We start from the raw sequence: 16,769 nt of genomic DNA, 5'->3' as shown, positions 1-16,769 counted from the left end.
CGCAGTCACACGTCCGAAGACATGCTCCCACTGCTTGTACGCAAACGGTTTCAGGTTCTATTTCACTCCCCTCTCCGGGGTTCTTTTCGCCTTTCCCTCACGGTACTGGTTCACTATCGGTCAGTAAGTAGTATTTAGCCTTGGATGATGGTCCACCCATCTTCAAACAGGATTTCACGTGTCCCGCCCTACTTGTTCGCGTGCTTAGTTCCTCATCAAATCTACGTATACGGGACTTTCACCCCCTATGGTCAACCTTCCCAGGTTGTTCTACTCCATTCAATGATAAATCACACCAGGCTCTTCCCCGTTCGCTCGCCGCTACTTAGAGAATCTCAATTGATTTCTTTTCCTTCGGGTACTTAGATGTTTCAGTTCCCCGAGTTCGCTCTCATAACCTATGTATTCAGTTATGAGTGACCGTGCAAGCACAGCCGGGTTCCCCCATTCGGACATCTACGGATCACAGCTTGTTTCCAGCTCCCCGTAGCTTTTCGCAGGATTCCACGTCCTTCATCGCCTCTTACTGCCAAGGCATCCACCGTTTGCGCTTCTCTTCTTGACCATATAATCTCAATTACCTCAAGACTATATGCACATACAAATAAAAAATATGAGTTCGCTTGTGTTACCTCTTTCTTTACCAAATTTTTAATGAACTTCTGGCTATACCAGATTAAAATACTCTGCTCGCGCAAATCACTTTAATCTAATATTCCATACTGATGAAGATATTGGTGGGTCTGGGTGGACTTGAACCACCGGCCTCACCCTTATCAGGGGTGCGATCTAACCAACTGATCTACAGACCCAATTCTTTAGCGGCATTCGTGTTTTACCTAATTTATTTATAAATTGGGCCCATAGCCCAACAAAGGATCTACATACAACCATGATCTTTTATTGGGTTATGAGCCCAATCCTATTTTTCGGTACAAAAACACTGCTGCAAAATCTTATTCTTCATCTGAAAACAAACTGTGTGGGCGCTTTGGGTCGTTTGGTGCCTCTATATTAAGGAGGTGATCCAGCCGCAGGTTCCCCTACGGCTACCTTGTTACGACTTCACCCCAGTCATGAACCACACCGTGGTAAACGTCCCCCTTGGCGCCCACACAGTTTGTCTTCTCAATTCTTAATGAACCTGCCCCGAAGGCGTGTTGCGTATTCTACTGATTTCCCTATCAGTGTCAAATACTTTTTGCATTTTTTTCTAAAATTCTGCTTTTATCTTCTTTGCCATATATAAGGTATAAAAATTTGATTTTTTGTGTTCAGCTGACTGGTTCTAAACGACTCAAGGATTCCATTTTGAAAAAGGGTCGGATTTTTTAACCCCCAACTAAACTGGTTAAGCGTCTAAACTTGAAGTCACATAATCATGCTCTGTTCGATAAACAAGTTCATTGTCTCTAATCCCTTACCTGTTCATTGATTTTTTTGTCTCAATCCTCGTAATCGTCTTTATCCAGACACCACCATGAATTATCACGCTTATGAAATCGGACATCCAACCTATTGGCAATTCCCTCAACCAACTTATAGCATGCCAGCACCTTTTCACCATTTTCTTCAACTTTGAATATCTTTACCAAGTCAAAACGATATATTTTCCATTCATCTCCCGGTTCATCTGTATGGCTATGGCATTTTTTTTCATTGCTATTCACTATACCACTATGAAATTTCACTTTGGGAACCGGACTCTGAGTATTTCGATTTTCAATCTCATAGTATAAAGAAAAATGTGTTATGTTTTTAACGCATATGGCCTGTACGTGAAAAGACGCAATTACGCTGCATAGTATGATTACGTTTCTGATTTTTGATTCCATTCTTATAACCACAAATTATTTGATTTAATAATCACAATACGGTTATTCAGTAACTATTACAAGAAGGTGCTCATTTCTGGCTAGCCAGGTTGAATGATGTTTCCATCGTTGCCCAACATAGTCCTCTCGTGTTTATCTCCTCGTTTTTAAATCAGCTTCTAATAAAATTTGTACCGGGATCTGGCGCTCCCATTGTTTTTTTGTTACTCTTCGCAATTCAACTATGGTGGCTCTATTGGTCCCCTCGCGACGATAGATTGTGAACCCCGTCAGGCCCGGAAGGGAGCAGCGGTAACGATTGATTCGGGCGCCGAGGTGTGGCTCTTAGAGCTGCCACCCAATTTGTGAAAACCTGTATGAGCTATCTGGCACTTGCCCGTAAATGGCGACCACGCACATTTTCCCAACTGGTTGGCCAGGAACATATTAATAAAGCGTTGATTAATGCGCTGAATCAACAGCGATTACATCATGCTTATCTATTCACAGGTACCCGCGGTGTGGGCAAAACCAGTGTTGCCCGAATTTTAGCTAAAGCACTTAACTGTGAAACGGGAATCAGCTCAGAACCCTGTCTTCAATGCGATGCCTGCACTGCGATTGAACAAGGCCGTTTCATCGATCTTATAGAAATTGATGGCGCCTCCAAAACACGTGTCGAAGACACACGTGATGTACTAGACAATGTGCAGTATGCACCGACCAACGGTCGCTTTAAAATTTACTTGATTGATGAAGTGCATATGTTGTCACAACACAGTTTCAATGCGCTTTTAAAAACATTGGAAGAACCACCCGCTCATGTAAAATTCATTCTGGCAACAACAGATCCACAAAAATTACCAGTTACAGTGTTATCCCGTTGTTTGCAATTTAATTTAAAGCACTTGCCAGCCGATCTGATCAGCAAACATCTGCAACTCATTCTCAAAGACGAAGAGTTAAATTATGAAGTTCAAGCCCTGGATATACTTGCCCAGGCAGCTCACGGCAGTATGCGCGATGCCTTAAGTCTTCTGGATCAAGCGATAACCAGTTGTAATGAACAGCTGCTGGCCAGTGATGTCAAATTAATCCTCGGATACACACAACAGGATTATGCGGTCAAACTCCTGGATGCTCTGGCAAAACAAAACGGCCCTGTCATGTTGACGTTAAGCCAGCAAATTGCAATAGAGGGGGGGCACTTTCAATATGTTATAGATGAACTACTGAACTACCTCCATCAAATTGCCGTATACCAAAGCATCGGGGACGTGAATCCTTTGATTAATCCAACAGATGAAATCAAAAATCTGGCAAATCAATTTTCAAAGGAAGACATTCAATTATTTTATCAGATTGGCCTGAAGGGACGAGAGGAAATTCATCTCGCTCCAACATTGGCTATTGGGTTTAACATGACTTTATTACGCATGTTAACCTTTAGGCCGGCACCTGCCGCAACAATACCGCCGTTAGCCTTGCAACAAAGCAACGTGATTGCTCAACCAGCAATGTCGATCCCGGTACAGCAAACAGAACCGGTTGAATTGATAAAAGAACATGTCAGTCCTCTCATTGAAAATGCGCCATCCGCCATAAAATCCAGTGAATTAATCACAGAGCCATCAGTTGAACTAAGACAAACCATTCCTATTGAAGCCCAAAACTGGGCCAGTATTATTCCGGAACTCAAACTGACCGGTTTTGCACTCAATGCAATCGAAAATGCTGAGTTTATTGATAAAGACGGTCGTGATATTACCTTGAGGGTCGCTAAAGGGCATGAATCCCTGTTTACTCCAACAACTACCAGCCGAATTGAAGCCGCATTGACCGATTATTATCAAAGTCCAGTTAAAATTATTCTTAATAGCAAAGAAGCTGTTCAGGCTACGCCTGCGCAACAAAAAGAAAGAGCAGCACAACAAAAACAGCAAAAAGCTGAGGCTGCATTACATAATGATCCTTTGTTTCAGCAGATCCAACAAGAATTTTCAGCTGAATTGGTCAAAAATTCTATTGTCCCGCTGAAAGATGACTTATAATAGTATACCTAACCATAAATAAACGAGGCAGTAATGGATATTAATCAAAATCTTGGTAATCTAATGAAAGAAGCGCAAAAAATGCAACAACGCATGCAAGAAGCGCAACAACAACTCAGCCAGTTAGTCGTCAGTGGTGAATCCGGTGGTGGCATGGTTCTTATTAAAATGAATGGTCGCCATGATGTGACTGAAGTTAAAATCAAACCCACATTGATGGATGAAGATGTTGAAATGCTAGAAGATTTAGTTGCTGCCGCAGTTAATGATGCAGTGCGTAAAATTGAAAAAGCATCCAAGGAAAAAATCAGTCAATTAACCGCTGGTCTTAATATTCCTACTGATTTAATGGGTGGTGATAAAGGCGATAAAGGGGAATAAGCCTAAATATGGATACTCTAACTCGTCTGGTAGAAGCGCTCCGCTGCTTGCCAGGTGTAGGTCCCAAATCAGCACAACGCATGGTGTTTCACCTGCTTCAAAACCAAAGACAGCGAGGTTTGCACCTCGCTTCTTGTCTAGAACACGCCATGAACCATATCAACCATTGTCAGCGCTGTAATAATTACACCGAACACACCTTATGCTCATTATGCCAAAATACGAATAGAGATCCGACCTTACTCTGTGTGGTAGAAAGCCCTGCTGATGTTTCCGCCATCGAACAAAGTAATGCCTTTCAAGGTACCTATTTTGTCCTGATGGGGAAAATATCCCCTCTTGATGGTCTTGGTCCTGACGACATCGGTTTGCCCAGACTTAAAAATCTGATCATACAAGAAGGAATAAAAGAAGTAATTATTGCTTTAAGCCCAAGTGTTGAAGGACAAACAACGGTGCATTTTATTCATCAATTATTGCGAAATGAACCAATCAATATCAGCCAACTGGCACATGGTATCCCTTCAGGTGGGGAGTTGGAATTTTTAGATGGCAATACCATAGGCAGTGCCTTAAGAAACCGAGCAACGATTAATGTTTAGTGTAAAAAAACGTAATAATACCCTAAATCAATGCGTCATGATTCTAATCATGTTCATCATAGCCGGATTAGCTCATGCATCATTTCATAAAAGTCTATGGCCCAAATGGGAGGTTAATAACCCACTCTCAACTGAAACCATATCTCACCAGGCTTGGCAGAATTTCCTGGATAAACACGTCATTACAAATGAAGAACACATTAACCTGATTGATTACGCTCATTTAAGTCAACACGATTTGAATTTGCTAAAAGACTATGTAAAAGCAATGTCCCAGATTGACATTGATAATTACAACCGACAAGAACAACTGGCTTATTGGATTAATCTGTATAATGCCCTGACGGTACAAACAGTTGCTAACTATTATCCCATAGCGAACATACAGGAAATCAATATTTCACCAGGGTTATTCAGCGTAGGCCCCTGGGGAGCGAACCTTCTGACCATAAAAAATACCACATTATCACTGGACGATATTAATAACCGCATTATACGACCGGTTTGGAATGACCCACGTACTCATTATGCACTCAATAACGCGACCATAGGTGCACCCAATTTAAGTAAACAGGCATACCAGGGCGTACGACTGGAACAACAATTAAATGATGCGGCGTCAACCTACATCAACTCACTTAGAGGTGTTCAAGTCATCGAGGGAAAACTGATCATTTCAAAATTGTATGATTGGTATGAAGAAGATTATGGCGGCACAAAGCAAGATGTAATTAGGCATTTATTGCAGTTCGCTCATGAGCCATTGCTCAGTCAGTTAAAGCACATCAATACTATTGATAGTTATGTTTATAATTGGCATCTTAATTACCCCGCATTGCAGACATCATGAAAAAAGATCGATCCATACTCTCATACTTCGGAACTTTTGCTTTATATAATCTGTGTTTTTTAGGTTTACAGTTCTTTCTGATTTATTCGCAATCGAACAGTCTGGTTAGCTCAATTAAACTTCCTACGCAAATATATCTTGAATTTGCAGGCACACTTTGTGTTCATATTATCCTTTATTTGATCCTGTCTTTAATCCAAACCTGGTTATTAATAGGGGTTTTAAAACGTTCCTGGCATCATTTTTCCGCTGAACAATGGCAACTCTTCATTTGGTCCTTATTTGTTTGGGTCATACTCAGTGCAAATGCCTATTATTTTCCTTTAAGCGTGTTCAGCAAACTATTTTCACCTCCTATACCAGAATTTTACATAATGATTCTGTACTGTCTTTCATTATTTTGTTTAGGCCTGTTATTGCTAAACCGGCTGTTATACCGCAGCAGTGCAGTCTTGTTAGTACTGCTGATGCCTATAATCCTTTATATGAATTTCTTTTATTTCAAACCTGTGCCGATTCATGAGGTTAATTCACAACCCAACATCATTATTCTGGGGATAGATTCTTTAAGCCCGGAAAGCGTAAAGAAAAAGAACATGCCTTTTCTTTATCAATTATTAAATAACAGCACTCAGTTTACGAATGCAATCAGCCCTCTAGCCAGAACCTATCCGGCATGGTGCTCCATTCTAACCGGCTTATACTCCGAACATCACCACGCCGATGAAAATCTGGTTGAAAAGTCTACTGTCAATAATCAGGCAAGCATTATATGGGAATTGAATAAACTGGGTTATAACACCGTGTATGCCACGGATGATCGAAGATTTAACAGCCTCGATAAAGACTTTGGATTCCAAAAATTAATTGGCCCCAAATTAGGTATCAACGACATTATTTTAGGATTTTTCAATGATTTTCCTCTGGGAAATTTACTCATTAATTTTCGGATCAGCTCCGGGTTGTTCCCATACAATCATTCAAACAGAGCCAGTTTTTTTTCTTATTATCCCAATACTTTTAGTGCCAAACTGGAAAGGGAGTTGGCACTTCAACCAAGGAATAAACCGATATTTCTGGCCGTTCATTTTGCTCTTCCGCATTGGCCTTATGCCTGGGCAAAATCATTACCTGACGAAGTGAATAATGAGTTTAGTCTCAGCTCGCGTAACTCACTCTATCAAAGCGCGCTCAAACGAGTAGACAAACAATTCCATTCTTTTTATAACTATCTGGAACAAAATCATTATCTCACGAATAGCCTTGTCATTATTCTGAGTGATCATGGGGAAACCTTATATTATCCTAATTCAAGACTAACGAATTACCAGAATTATCAAAGTTCATTGAGCAGCCGACTGGCAGAATATTTTAAAAATAAAACAGCAACAGAACTGGATAAAAGCGCGGGGCATGGGTCTGATATTTTAAGCCCCAATCAATATCACAGTGTATTGGCATTCAAGATTTTTAACCATGGAACGCTGATTACAGGAACAGATAAAATCAATACGCGAGTTGCTTTAATTGATCTTGCTCCAACAATACTATCCTTCTTGAAGGTTCACTCTAAACACAACATGGACGGTATTTCATTACTGAACTCAGTGCTGAATTCTCAATCACCTTTACCACAACGTACATTTTTTATTGAAAGTGGTATGTATCCGAATCAGGATTTCTCCAAAGAAAAAGCCATAGAGATCGGTCATCAAATTTATAAAGTAAACCCCAAAACTGGAGAGCTTGAATTAAAACCCAATGAATTAATCAAAATAAATCATGATAAATTGTATGGTGTAATCAGCGGCGATTGGATACTGGCTCTGTATCCGGATGATAATTCTTACATCCCTGTCATTCAAAATCTAAAGACTGGACAATGGATTGATAATTTAGATACTGATTTTGCAAAATCCACACCTGCGGCACAATTAGCCAAAGATTTGCAAAACTTTTATGGAAAAAAACTCGCTTTTCCTATTCCCTGAAATAAACACACCTAATTGTGATCCTCAATATCACCAAATAACTTCTCTACCGAATCACTAATAGTAATAGGCTCTCGACCATAAATTGCAATGAGCCGAAATACTGCATCGCGATTACGACGCCGTGCCTGAACGTATTGTTTTTCCAAATCATAAACATAAGGCTCCGTGGTCACATGTCTGTTTTTTAACTCCACACGCAACGCCTCCATGACACATTGCAAGGCATGAAAAACACCCGCTACTGCATTTTTTTCTGATTTATTCAACGGAGGTAACCAATCAAGACTCTTATCCTGTATTATGGTAAACAGAGTATAAAGTAAGTATCGACTGTCTTTATTTGCAAAATACCCATATAAATCAAGGCACTCTGTAGTTGTTAACTGACGGTATAAAATAAGCATTTCTTGATGGAATAGAGCAAACTTATCTTCATCAGATACCGAGTCTTTAACTAAACGTTGTTGCAATACCATAACTGCATCAATTAATCGATTCGGATTAAACCAAAATTTGTAAGCTCTACCCAAATCATGTAATCGCTCACTAGTGACCTGTTCTTCATTTTCAGGAGTAAATTTGACTTTTAGATTTTTAACGGCCAATTGAATAATTTCTCTATAATCGTCATCAACCTCTATCAAAATTCCCTGTGGCAGATCTTCTCCGTGAAATAATAAATCAACTCCGGATTTTAGTCCTTGTTGCAGAGATACTCGATATAATTGCTGCTGTAATAGCTCAATAAATTCGTGTAAAAATCCTAATCGCATACGAACCGATACCAGTTTTTCTGGATGAATCAATTCATTAAATAACTGATCCGGATACAACTTATAAAAAAATATCGCGTTAACCAAATTAACCAATTGCGGCTCAGAAAAAAAATCAAGTGCCAATTGCAGCTCATCATGATGCCAATCACGAAATATAACAGACAGTTCTGCGTCCTGATGCGTGCTATGGTTCCAGTATACAACTACTGAAGACAGCCATAATTTAAGATTCGTGTAATGAAATAATTGTTTCAATTCGTCACAACACCCACTGGATTCAATCGGTTTGCTGCTTGCGAGAGTAGAAGAGGTACCCGTTGAGTGGGTACATTGATGATACAGGGAGGCAATTTCTGCTATCAATCTGGCCTCTTCTTCCTGATCAGCAATTTTGGCTAACCGTTGTTTTAATTGAGAAATGATTGAGGTTTGTTCAAGCACGTTTATTGTTTTAGTTTCATCGTTGGTGCTATGAACAATAAATTCTGTACCGGGATCTACAAGTTTTAAATAATCCAAATATCTTTGAGCCAGATGAGCACATAATGTATTTATTTCTTCGTGACAATATTCTTGTTCACTGTGAACATCCAGATATTTATGCAGACGGCTTTCCAGATGTTTCAATTCATATTTGAGTTGCGCTTTGGCTCGATAATCGTCCGTAAGAAACCAATGCGATAAACCAGGTGTATTTTGAGTCATCCATTTCTCCTCAAGCATCATCCTGAAGCTCGAACTTTAACAATAGCACTGAAATTAAAAATATGTAACTCCCTGAATATGAGAATGACCATTTAAATCAGTTTCCGTTAGGTAAAATACAAATGACTGAATTAAAATGAACTATTCTTAATAAATACATAAAATTAATTGCAAGAAGAAGATAATCTTGCCAAAATTAGAGCATTATTTTTTTAACCTTCAGGAGCAAATTGATGTCGCAGAGCCACTATTTGCTCGTTATTGACACTACACCAGTCAGTGATGAGCTGAAGGATTATTTTGCAAAGTTTAATCTGGATATAGTACAACAAAAATGCCTTTATCCCATTCATCTTGAACAGGGTATGCCAACGGCCATTTTAATTCATTGGTCTATTTTAAAAAATGAACCAGAAAGCATAAAACAATTGTATAACACCTACCCGGTTCCGCTCATTATTATAAGCGACTCCCGGGATGAGGAAGTCAGCATTGCCATGCTTGAAGCAGGTGCCGATGATTTCATGACAAAACCTCTTTATCCTCGCGAACTTCATGCGCGAATAGGAGCTATTGCCCGTCGCGTCATACGCGCCCAGCAAAAAATTGCGCATGGAAAAGATGTTTTAATGTTTACAAACTGGCGTCTTTATCCAGCATCCAGACAGGTTTTTGGTGAAAATAATCAGGAATTACAATTAAGCGCGGGCGAGTATGACTTGCTCTTAACCTTCGTGCAGCAACCTCAACGGGTGTTAGACCGAGAATTTTTACTTCAAATCACCAAAAATACTGACCTGACCCCATTTGATAGAAGAATTGATGTACAGATCAGTCGATTACGCCAAAAAATAGAAGTCGATGCGAAAAAACCCGCTTTGATTAAAACCATCCGCAACGGCGGTTATATGTTCACTCCACGAGTTGTAACGCTTAAAGAAAGTGATGCCGAATAAATTAGATTCATTTAATATATAATTTGCGCAGTTGTTAGCGATTGATATAAGAGAGCGATGATGAAAAACACTCTTGAAGTGAACCTAAATAACGTTGAATGTCCTCCCCATACAGGATTTATGTCGCAGGAGTACCTTTGAATTTACATTACTTATTGCAAGATGAGTATCCCTCCTCTTCTGTAAGTATTGTTGATTATAGCTAGGTTATTAATTCCGTAACTTGAATCCCTATACTTTTTTATTTTCTAAATTATCATGAACCTAAAAGAAATGTTTCAAGGGTTTAATCCTGATCTCCCAAAATTCGATATTAATTGTCCAGTGACTGACTGGAACGGGCATCTTTTACCTGATTGGCTATTTTACATACCCAAATCAAAAGACACTTTTATTTCTCCTGCCGCCCAATTCAACCCCGTTGGGGCACTTAATGGCTCTCCATGGCAATCGATTACTTCGCCAAAGCAACAGAAACGGGCAAAAACGCTGATTATTGATACCCATTTTTATATAAACGGGCTGCAAGAACACGATTTATTTGCCCAGATAGAATGGTTTAAACTCCAAGAGATACCTATCTATTTATGTATAGAACGAGATGGAAAAAAATCACTGGTCTCCTGTAATGAGCCGGATCAAAGTGATGAAACGAACATTGACTTCCTTAGCCAATTTGATGAGTCAACAGATTATGAACAACTGACGGCTGGCAAAAATCTTGTCCGTGATAAAACGGCAGTACTCAATTGTGAACGCAGTCAACACCTGTTTGCGTGCATGCATCAGCAAAGAAGACATCTTGTCTCAAATCATTACGGCGCCAATGAAGATTGCGCTTCTTCCAATCCGGAATACAGATTTTACGATGCGTCACCTTACTCCATTCATATACCCTATGCGATTATCGCACAAAATAAAGTAATGAAAGCAGCAGATTATCCCATTTGTATGAACCCACCGATGGAGTGTTCCATTGGAAGTGATTTAATCGATAAACTCATACAATACCCCTATCTCGCTCTGCAACTGCTTGAGCGGAATAAAAATCTGATCACCCATGATCTGGTATCAGTGTTCTACCACCATTTCCCGGAGTTACGAACTACCCTTATCCCCTTTTGTTATGATCTTATTGGCCAATCACCCACAACAGAAATAGATTATTACATCCTTTTAAAAAATAAACTGAATGTGCACCAATTACCTCTAAAACAGTTCAGATTACAAACATTCTATGATTTAATCCGTTTAAAGTTGGCTTACCCAAATCTTGAAGAGCGCTTAGATACTTTGCTTACCTTAGATGATGCCAGAAAATGTTCCGCTAGTGTATTAGTTGAGGTGTTTCCACATAAAGCTCATGAAATTTTCAACCATTCTCCTCCGAGGAGATTGTATGAACTGTCAGCGTATATTGAGGCCGTTCCTGAAGATGCTGACAGTATTATTCAACACCATGAAATGCTTATAGTAAGTGAAATGAACCCCCAATCGTTCCCATCCGACGCAGATTATTTTTGGATTATCTTTAAGTATGCCAAAAGAACTAAAGCACTATTAAATGATTTAGTAGAGCCTTATCTAACTACCATTGATTTTATAATTGAATATTTGGCTTGCGATCCGCCTGAAGTAGAATCATTCTTTGAATATAATCCTCTGTTAAATCCATTAAGCGAGGAGCTATTTATCCAAATTATTAACAAAAATCCCAAAGTAGCTTCTTCTCTCCTTAAATATTTAACCACTCAGTTAACCTTGATAGATTTAAATAGAATAGACCATATGGAGTTGAGACGTAGCCTTTATGATGTATTTCAACCCCAGGTTCATTGTAATACAGATTTGATAATTTTATTGACCCTTTATCCAGAACACCACGATCGAATAATTGAAGAATATAAAATATTATTAGAAGACTCGCACCAATTTTACGTTGACGGATTACCCCCAGAACTCGCATTAAAATTAATCAATCGCTATCCTGATAAGGCTCAAATTAAAAATGTTTTCACTACATTCATGAATCCTAGATGGCATAATCCCCAATTTATTTCCCATATGCTGAAGCAATTTGACACAAATAACAATGAGGTACGTTCATTCATATTATACTACCAAAACCACCCTATTCTGAGCAGTGATTTGGCAGACCAGATTATTGCGGAACAGATTCCTGTTATTAGAGCGGAAGAGCAAAAAAGAGACTCTATTTCCCAAATAGAAAGTATGAAGAGTACACTCTTTGAAAAACCCCATAGTGTAAACATGACTAAGGTGGACTATTCCAAGATTCAAATGCTTCTTTATACTCCTGCATTTGCACATCCTGAACGAGCACCTCAATATAACGAATGTACCGCATTAAATATAGGAGTGTTGGAGGATACTCTGGAAATTGATTTTAGAAATTTCCCTAATTTAATTTCCTTAAAAATAAATCTTTGTACCGCCAGTCCTCTTAAAATCCAACAATTTTTTGATGATCTCAATAGATATTGTCCCAAATTAACTCATTTAAGCGTACCTGAATCATTAGTGAACCAATCATGTCATCTCTCTTATAAAATTAATTACAAAAAAGAACTAAAGCTAAACAAATTACAGAGACAATCTGCCAGTTCATCGTTCATATCCTCGTCATCAATATTTGTAGCGAATAATGCTTTATCCAATTCAACCCTATCATCCAATAAGAGTAATTCATTCAGCATGGTAAAAACCGGTGAATTACTCAATGGGCAAGGAAGAACACCACATCGTATGCGGACAGGTATTATTAAGATTGATGATGATTTGAGTAGGCAACACTATCAAATACCTGAACTGTGTTCATTGCCACTGCCTCAAAAACTAACCCCTGAATTAATTAATGAATGCAGACTGAGGCAAGATGGTTTTTACTATCATCTGACTCTACAGATAGCTGCACAGCAACCCGTTCGTCTACTCTCGGCAGATGCACAAGATGATTTAATCGCCCTTGATTCCCAAGGTGTCGAAATAGAACTCATGAGGGGTTCTGATGATTTTTATTATGTAAAAACGGATAAAGAATGCACGCTAAGTTATGTAATAAAAGCCCCTGAATCAGAAAAAACGATGAATTATGGACATTTAAACGCGGATGATCCCATTAAAGAGATTCTGAATAAATACCTGAATTTGCCTAACTATACCCTTGAAAGTCAACAATCCGTACCAAAACTGAATACAGAAACGCTACCTGAATGGTTTGAACGCCTCTATAAAGCCGGGCAGGGAAGCTGTCGTGAGCGGTGTTTTGCGGTGTGGTTTCAAATAGCTAAAAATCCAACAATCAAAGATCGAGCTCGCCTGGTGCGTATTGAGAATAACCACATACGACTGGAAATCAGGAATCTTGAAGGACGTTGGCTACAAGTCGAATTAGGCGGGATCCAGTCTCATTTGAGCTATGACAATCGCCATCCCTATCAAGCACAGCCCATTGCATCTGTTCAAAACAGTCAGAGACCTAATGATCAGGCAAGCTCATCAGATTCCAACCCCTGCGCACCAAATCAATTCCACATCAATGGGTTTAAAAAAGATAGTAATGCTACTGATACTTTTCAACAGCTGGAGACTTTTATAAACAACCATCAAACCCCCAAAATAGTGAATCATTTGGAACAGGTATTTGACTACGAACAGTTTCCGGTACTGTTGATTCATCAAAACAGAGAAGCGTGTGCCCAACACTTTTTACATCAGGCAAGATTACAAAACCGACCGGTATTTTTTTTACATGATCCGAATCAAATAAAAGTGGGTAAAGACCAGATTCATCTTGAATCCAATTCGCCGAGTATATCAAGGATTGATGCTCTTGATCTGTTCAAAAAACAAAATCGCGGTAATCCCGACGCGATGATCCTAATCGACTGGGCAGCTTTCAGTCCACAACAACAGGTAGCGCTTAATAGTATTATTGATAAAAAACACAGTTTATATAACAAAAAATTAAACTTTAAAATTTACAGTTTGTGCCCTGAATTGTCTAAAGACAGTTCCTTTGTATCAAGGCATCCGCATTTGGTAAAACCATTATTGCCTCTGCCTGAATGCTCAATAAATCAGGCTGATCGGCAATGTAACGTTGATTTAAAAGGCTTGCCAGATTGGCAAGAGACCTTATTTGGCCCCGTATTATTAAATAACAATCAACTGGAATGGCATAAATCTGAATTTGTTTTAGCATTAGAAGATAATAATCCTCAAACTTTAATGATTAATCTGAGTAATATTCCTGTAGACGCCAAACAGCAACTGAACACTTTATTACAGAGAGCCAAAGCCCAAGGTTACCTGGAATATCACCATGCCAAAATACCCATACCGAAACAGGTCCTGTTTCAATTAGACCGTACTGAATTTAATTTTAAAAATTTTCAACCGGTACATTTGATCAGGAATATCAAGAGTTCGCAAGTACCACCAGAATGTCAGGTGATCAACACGGAACTCTTTGATTTTTTATTAACCAATAAAAAAGTAGATCAAGGCCAATACCAAAGAATACCGGGTTGGTTAGAACAAGCCAGGGGAAGGACACTGACTCTGTTCATCACTTCAGAGTTATCCGATAATCAATGGTACTGTTTATTAGAACGTGCTCAATTTTATCAGGTTGAATTAACCTTGTTTTGTACCAAAGGGGTTGTTATACCTAATAAAATCAAAGTAAATCAAAAACCGAAACCCGAACCAATTCGGGGCGACTTCTTTGAAGAGCCTTTAGTTTATTTAAGCAACCAACCCAAAAAATGCAAGAGTGCCGACGAAAACACGTTGTGTTTTGCAATTGAAGATTATAATTATCAAGACCTGATGACCTGGGTGAGCTATCAGTATCAGAATAATCAGTTTACTGATTTTAATGAACAGACAAGCGATGTCCTCAATGCTCTGAAACAAGGAAAAACAGTAGTACTTTATGGTGAATTCCCCTCCTCCATACTGCATGCGTTACAACCGCTTATCTTATCGCAAGCATCTCAAAACGATAAACCATGGCCAGGTCAACTGATTCTATCAATAGATAAAAAATGTCGACCTGATCTGCGTTTTTTACCGAAACATAAAGTTAAATCAACTGAATTTATAGCTAAAAAGGAACAAAACCCAAACGTCATCTATAAAGAACTCTTTGATGACAGTATGGACTTAAGTGATTCAACACAAAAAGCAGAACGTTATTTGTGTGATCGTTTGGCTGTTCTAATCGATGCAATAAATAATCATCCCATTAGTGCTATGATGGGAAAAACAGGGGTAGGGAAAACATTTTTAATCAGGGAACTCAATAAAAAGTACCCGGAACACTACCAGATCTATCATGAGTTGGAACATTTTGAAGAATTTGCTTTGGATGACAGTGATAAAATCAAAGTACTGTTTCTAGATGAAGTGAACATTGCCAATAAACACTTAACCATGCTTGAACCTTTAAAGGAAGGAGGAAATCCTCGCGTTCTCTATAAAGGCCGGATTTATCAACTCACAGACAAACACCGTATTGTTTGCGCATCCAATCCCCTTAATTATGGCGGTGGGAGAGTGACGCAAAAACTGTTTGCAGAACATGACATACCAGAACTTCATTTGGAAGAAATGCCAGCCTATTACATTTATGAGCACTTGTTAAAACCGATATATCACACCATCACACCCTATATAAAAGAAGTGGATTTTAAAAATAAATGCCTGCATTTTTTAACCCAGTACAGACAAAACCAACTCAATAAAGAACATAAAATGTGCGTCCGTAATTTACAGGAGTGGGTCGTAACGTTTGCTATGGAACTATTGAAGCACCAACCCGAAACTTTTCTTAAGAAGAAGACCAGTGCTGTTGATACTCAGGTTACTGATATTGTCATTACGGACTCAATGAATGCGCTCCATAAAAACTTACGGCGTAGTATTGAAATTCGCAAACAAAGATATCTGGATCGAAGAGACAGTGTTTGGGGTTTAAACGGATGCTTAATCGAAGGCCGCCCAGGGATGGGAAAAACAGAACTCATCAGATATCGTCTTGCCAAATCAGGATATACACAAGCCAAACCTGGAGAGGATGCGCCCAAAAACACGTTAACCTATATTAAAATTGATGCCAGTCTCCCTGATGAATTAAAAAAAACCTATATTCGTCAAGCATTCAATCAAGGCCAAATCGTCTGGCTTGATGAAGTAAACAGCATCCTTGATGAAGGATTTGAGCATTGGATGAATGCTTTTCTATCTGGATTCGATCCGGATACCCACCATAAAGCCCAGATTCCTGGGTTCATGCTGCTGGTAACCGCTAATGGCATTGGTTTGGAAGGACGCAGTTTAATTGGACCTGCTTTTAGAGGACGCTTAACCCAGTTAACCATGCCCGAACCTACAGTCAAAGATCTCGATATGATCATTGAAACAAATCTGACCGATGAATTAGAAGAGAAGCAACGTCACACCATGGCACAAGAACTTTTTCAATTAATGAAAAAAAATACACATCTCACATTACGTGAGATTACGCCTAAACTTAAACTAATATCCGGGATTTACAGGGATAGTCCTCAAGTAGAAAATGATCTTGACCTAATCTGCGCGGGCTAGAGATTTA

Annotated in this window: 9 protein-coding genes, 1 tRNA gene, 1 rRNA gene and 1 other RNA gene; 8 read left to right on the top strand and 4 right to left on the bottom strand. The window is 39.0% G+C overall.

The annotated features are described in order from the left end of the window. From IZU94_RS18060 to IZU94_RS18050, 3 genes are all read right to left on the bottom strand, one after another. A 23S ribosomal RNA gene (locus IZU94_RS18060) occupies positions 1-565 on the bottom strand; the annotation flags it as partial. Positions 566-735: 170 nt separating this feature from the next. Then, a tRNA-Ile gene (locus IZU94_RS18055) sits at positions 736-812 on the bottom strand. 633 nt (positions 813-1,445) lie between these two features. Next, positions 1,446-1,691, bottom strand: coding sequence for a hypothetical protein (locus IZU94_RS18050; protein ID WP_203113828.1), 246 nt, complete (start codon positions 1,689-1,691; stop codon positions 1,446-1,448). A gap of 377 nt (positions 1,692-2,068) precedes the next feature. Between IZU94_RS18050 and ffs the strand changes: the two genes are divergently transcribed. The 6 genes from ffs to IZU94_RS18020 all read left to right on the top strand — a co-directional run bounded on the left by ffs (position 2,069) and on the right by IZU94_RS18020 (position 7,689). After that, an RNA gene (ffs, locus tag IZU94_RS18045) (signal recognition particle sRNA small type) lies at positions 2,069-2,165 on the top strand. 26 nt (positions 2,166-2,191) lie between these two features. After that, positions 2,192-3,865 carry a DNA polymerase III subunit gamma/tau gene (gene dnaX / locus IZU94_RS18040; protein ID WP_203113847.1) on the top strand — a complete coding sequence of 558 codons (1,674 nt, stop codon included), beginning with the start codon at positions 2,192-2,194 and terminating at the stop codon, positions 3,863-3,865. 33 nt (positions 3,866-3,898) lie between these two features. Further along, on the top strand, positions 3,899-4,246 hold the full coding sequence (locus IZU94_RS18035; RefSeq protein ID WP_058473788.1) for a YbaB/EbfC family nucleoid-associated protein: 348 nt from the start codon (positions 3,899-3,901) through the stop codon (positions 4,244-4,246). Positions 4,247-4,254: 8 nt separating this feature from the next. Continuing rightward, on the top strand, positions 4,255-4,848 hold the full coding sequence (gene recR, locus IZU94_RS18030) for a recombination mediator RecR (RefSeq protein ID WP_203113827.1): 594 nt from the start codon (positions 4,255-4,257) through the stop codon (positions 4,846-4,848). A gap of 49 nt (positions 4,849-4,897) precedes the next feature. Next, entirely contained in the window at positions 4,898-5,698 is an 801-nt protein-coding gene (locus IZU94_RS18025; RefSeq protein WP_238400595.1) for a DUF547 domain-containing protein, read from the top strand. Beyond that, a complete protein-coding gene (locus tag IZU94_RS18020) occupies positions 5,695-7,689 on the top strand; it encodes a sulfatase-like hydrolase/transferase (RefSeq protein WP_203113825.1) in 1,995 nt (664 codons plus the stop codon). The genes IZU94_RS18025 and IZU94_RS18020 overlap by 4 nt, the downstream gene beginning before the upstream one ends. Positions 7,690-7,700: 11 nt before the next feature. On the opposite strand, the gene IZU94_RS18015 is transcribed toward IZU94_RS18020, so the two are convergent. After that, a complete protein-coding gene (locus tag IZU94_RS18015) occupies positions 7,701-9,173 on the bottom strand; it encodes a hypothetical protein (RefSeq protein WP_203113824.1) in 1,473 nt (490 codons plus the stop codon). 233 nt (positions 9,174-9,406) lie between these two features. Here IZU94_RS18015 and IZU94_RS18010 point away from each other — a divergent pair, with 233 nt between their 5' ends. Together IZU94_RS18010 and IZU94_RS18005 are read left to right on the top strand one after the other, a co-directional pair. Then, on the top strand, positions 9,407-10,129 hold the full coding sequence (locus IZU94_RS18010) for a winged helix-turn-helix domain-containing protein (RefSeq protein ID WP_203113823.1): 723 nt from the start codon (positions 9,407-9,409) through the stop codon (positions 10,127-10,129). 258 nt (positions 10,130-10,387) lie between these two features. Continuing rightward, on the top strand, positions 10,388-16,762 hold the full coding sequence (locus IZU94_RS18005) for a P-loop NTPase family protein (protein WP_203113822.1): 6,375 nt from the start codon (positions 10,388-10,390) through the stop codon (positions 16,760-16,762). Positions 16,763-16,769: the final 7 nt, after the last annotated feature.

Origin of the sequence: Legionella bononiensis (assembly GCF_016786215.1) — a bacterium.
GTDB lineage: Bacteria > Pseudomonadota > Gammaproteobacteria > Legionellales > Legionellaceae > Legionella > Legionella bononiensis.
This window is presented reverse-complemented; position numbering and strand designations above follow the sequence as displayed.

Coding starts and splice junctions, on each gene's coding strand:
- IZU94_RS18005 (WP_203113822.1), top strand. CDS start 10,388: ATGAACCTAAAAGAAATGTTTCAAGGGTTTAATCCTGATCTCCCAAAA.
- IZU94_RS18025 (WP_238400595.1), top strand. CDS start 4,898: ATGTTCATCATAGCCGGATTAGCTCATGCATCATTTCATAAAAGTCTA.
- IZU94_RS18020 (WP_203113825.1), top strand. CDS start 5,695: ATGAAAAAAGATCGATCCATACTCTCATACTTCGGAACTTTTGCTTTA.
- IZU94_RS18035 (WP_058473788.1), top strand. CDS start 3,899: ATGGATATTAATCAAAATCTTGGTAATCTAATGAAAGAAGCGCAAAAA.
- IZU94_RS18015 (WP_203113824.1), bottom strand. CDS start 9,173: ATGACTCAAAATACACCTGGTTTATCGCATTGGTTTCTTACGGACGAT.
- dnaX (WP_203113847.1), top strand. CDS start 2,192: ATGAGCTATCTGGCACTTGCCCGTAAATGGCGACCACGCACATTTTCC.
- recR (WP_203113827.1), top strand. CDS start 4,255: ATGGATACTCTAACTCGTCTGGTAGAAGCGCTCCGCTGCTTGCCAGGT.
- IZU94_RS18010 (WP_203113823.1), top strand. CDS start 9,407: ATGTCGCAGAGCCACTATTTGCTCGTTATTGACACTACACCAGTCAGT.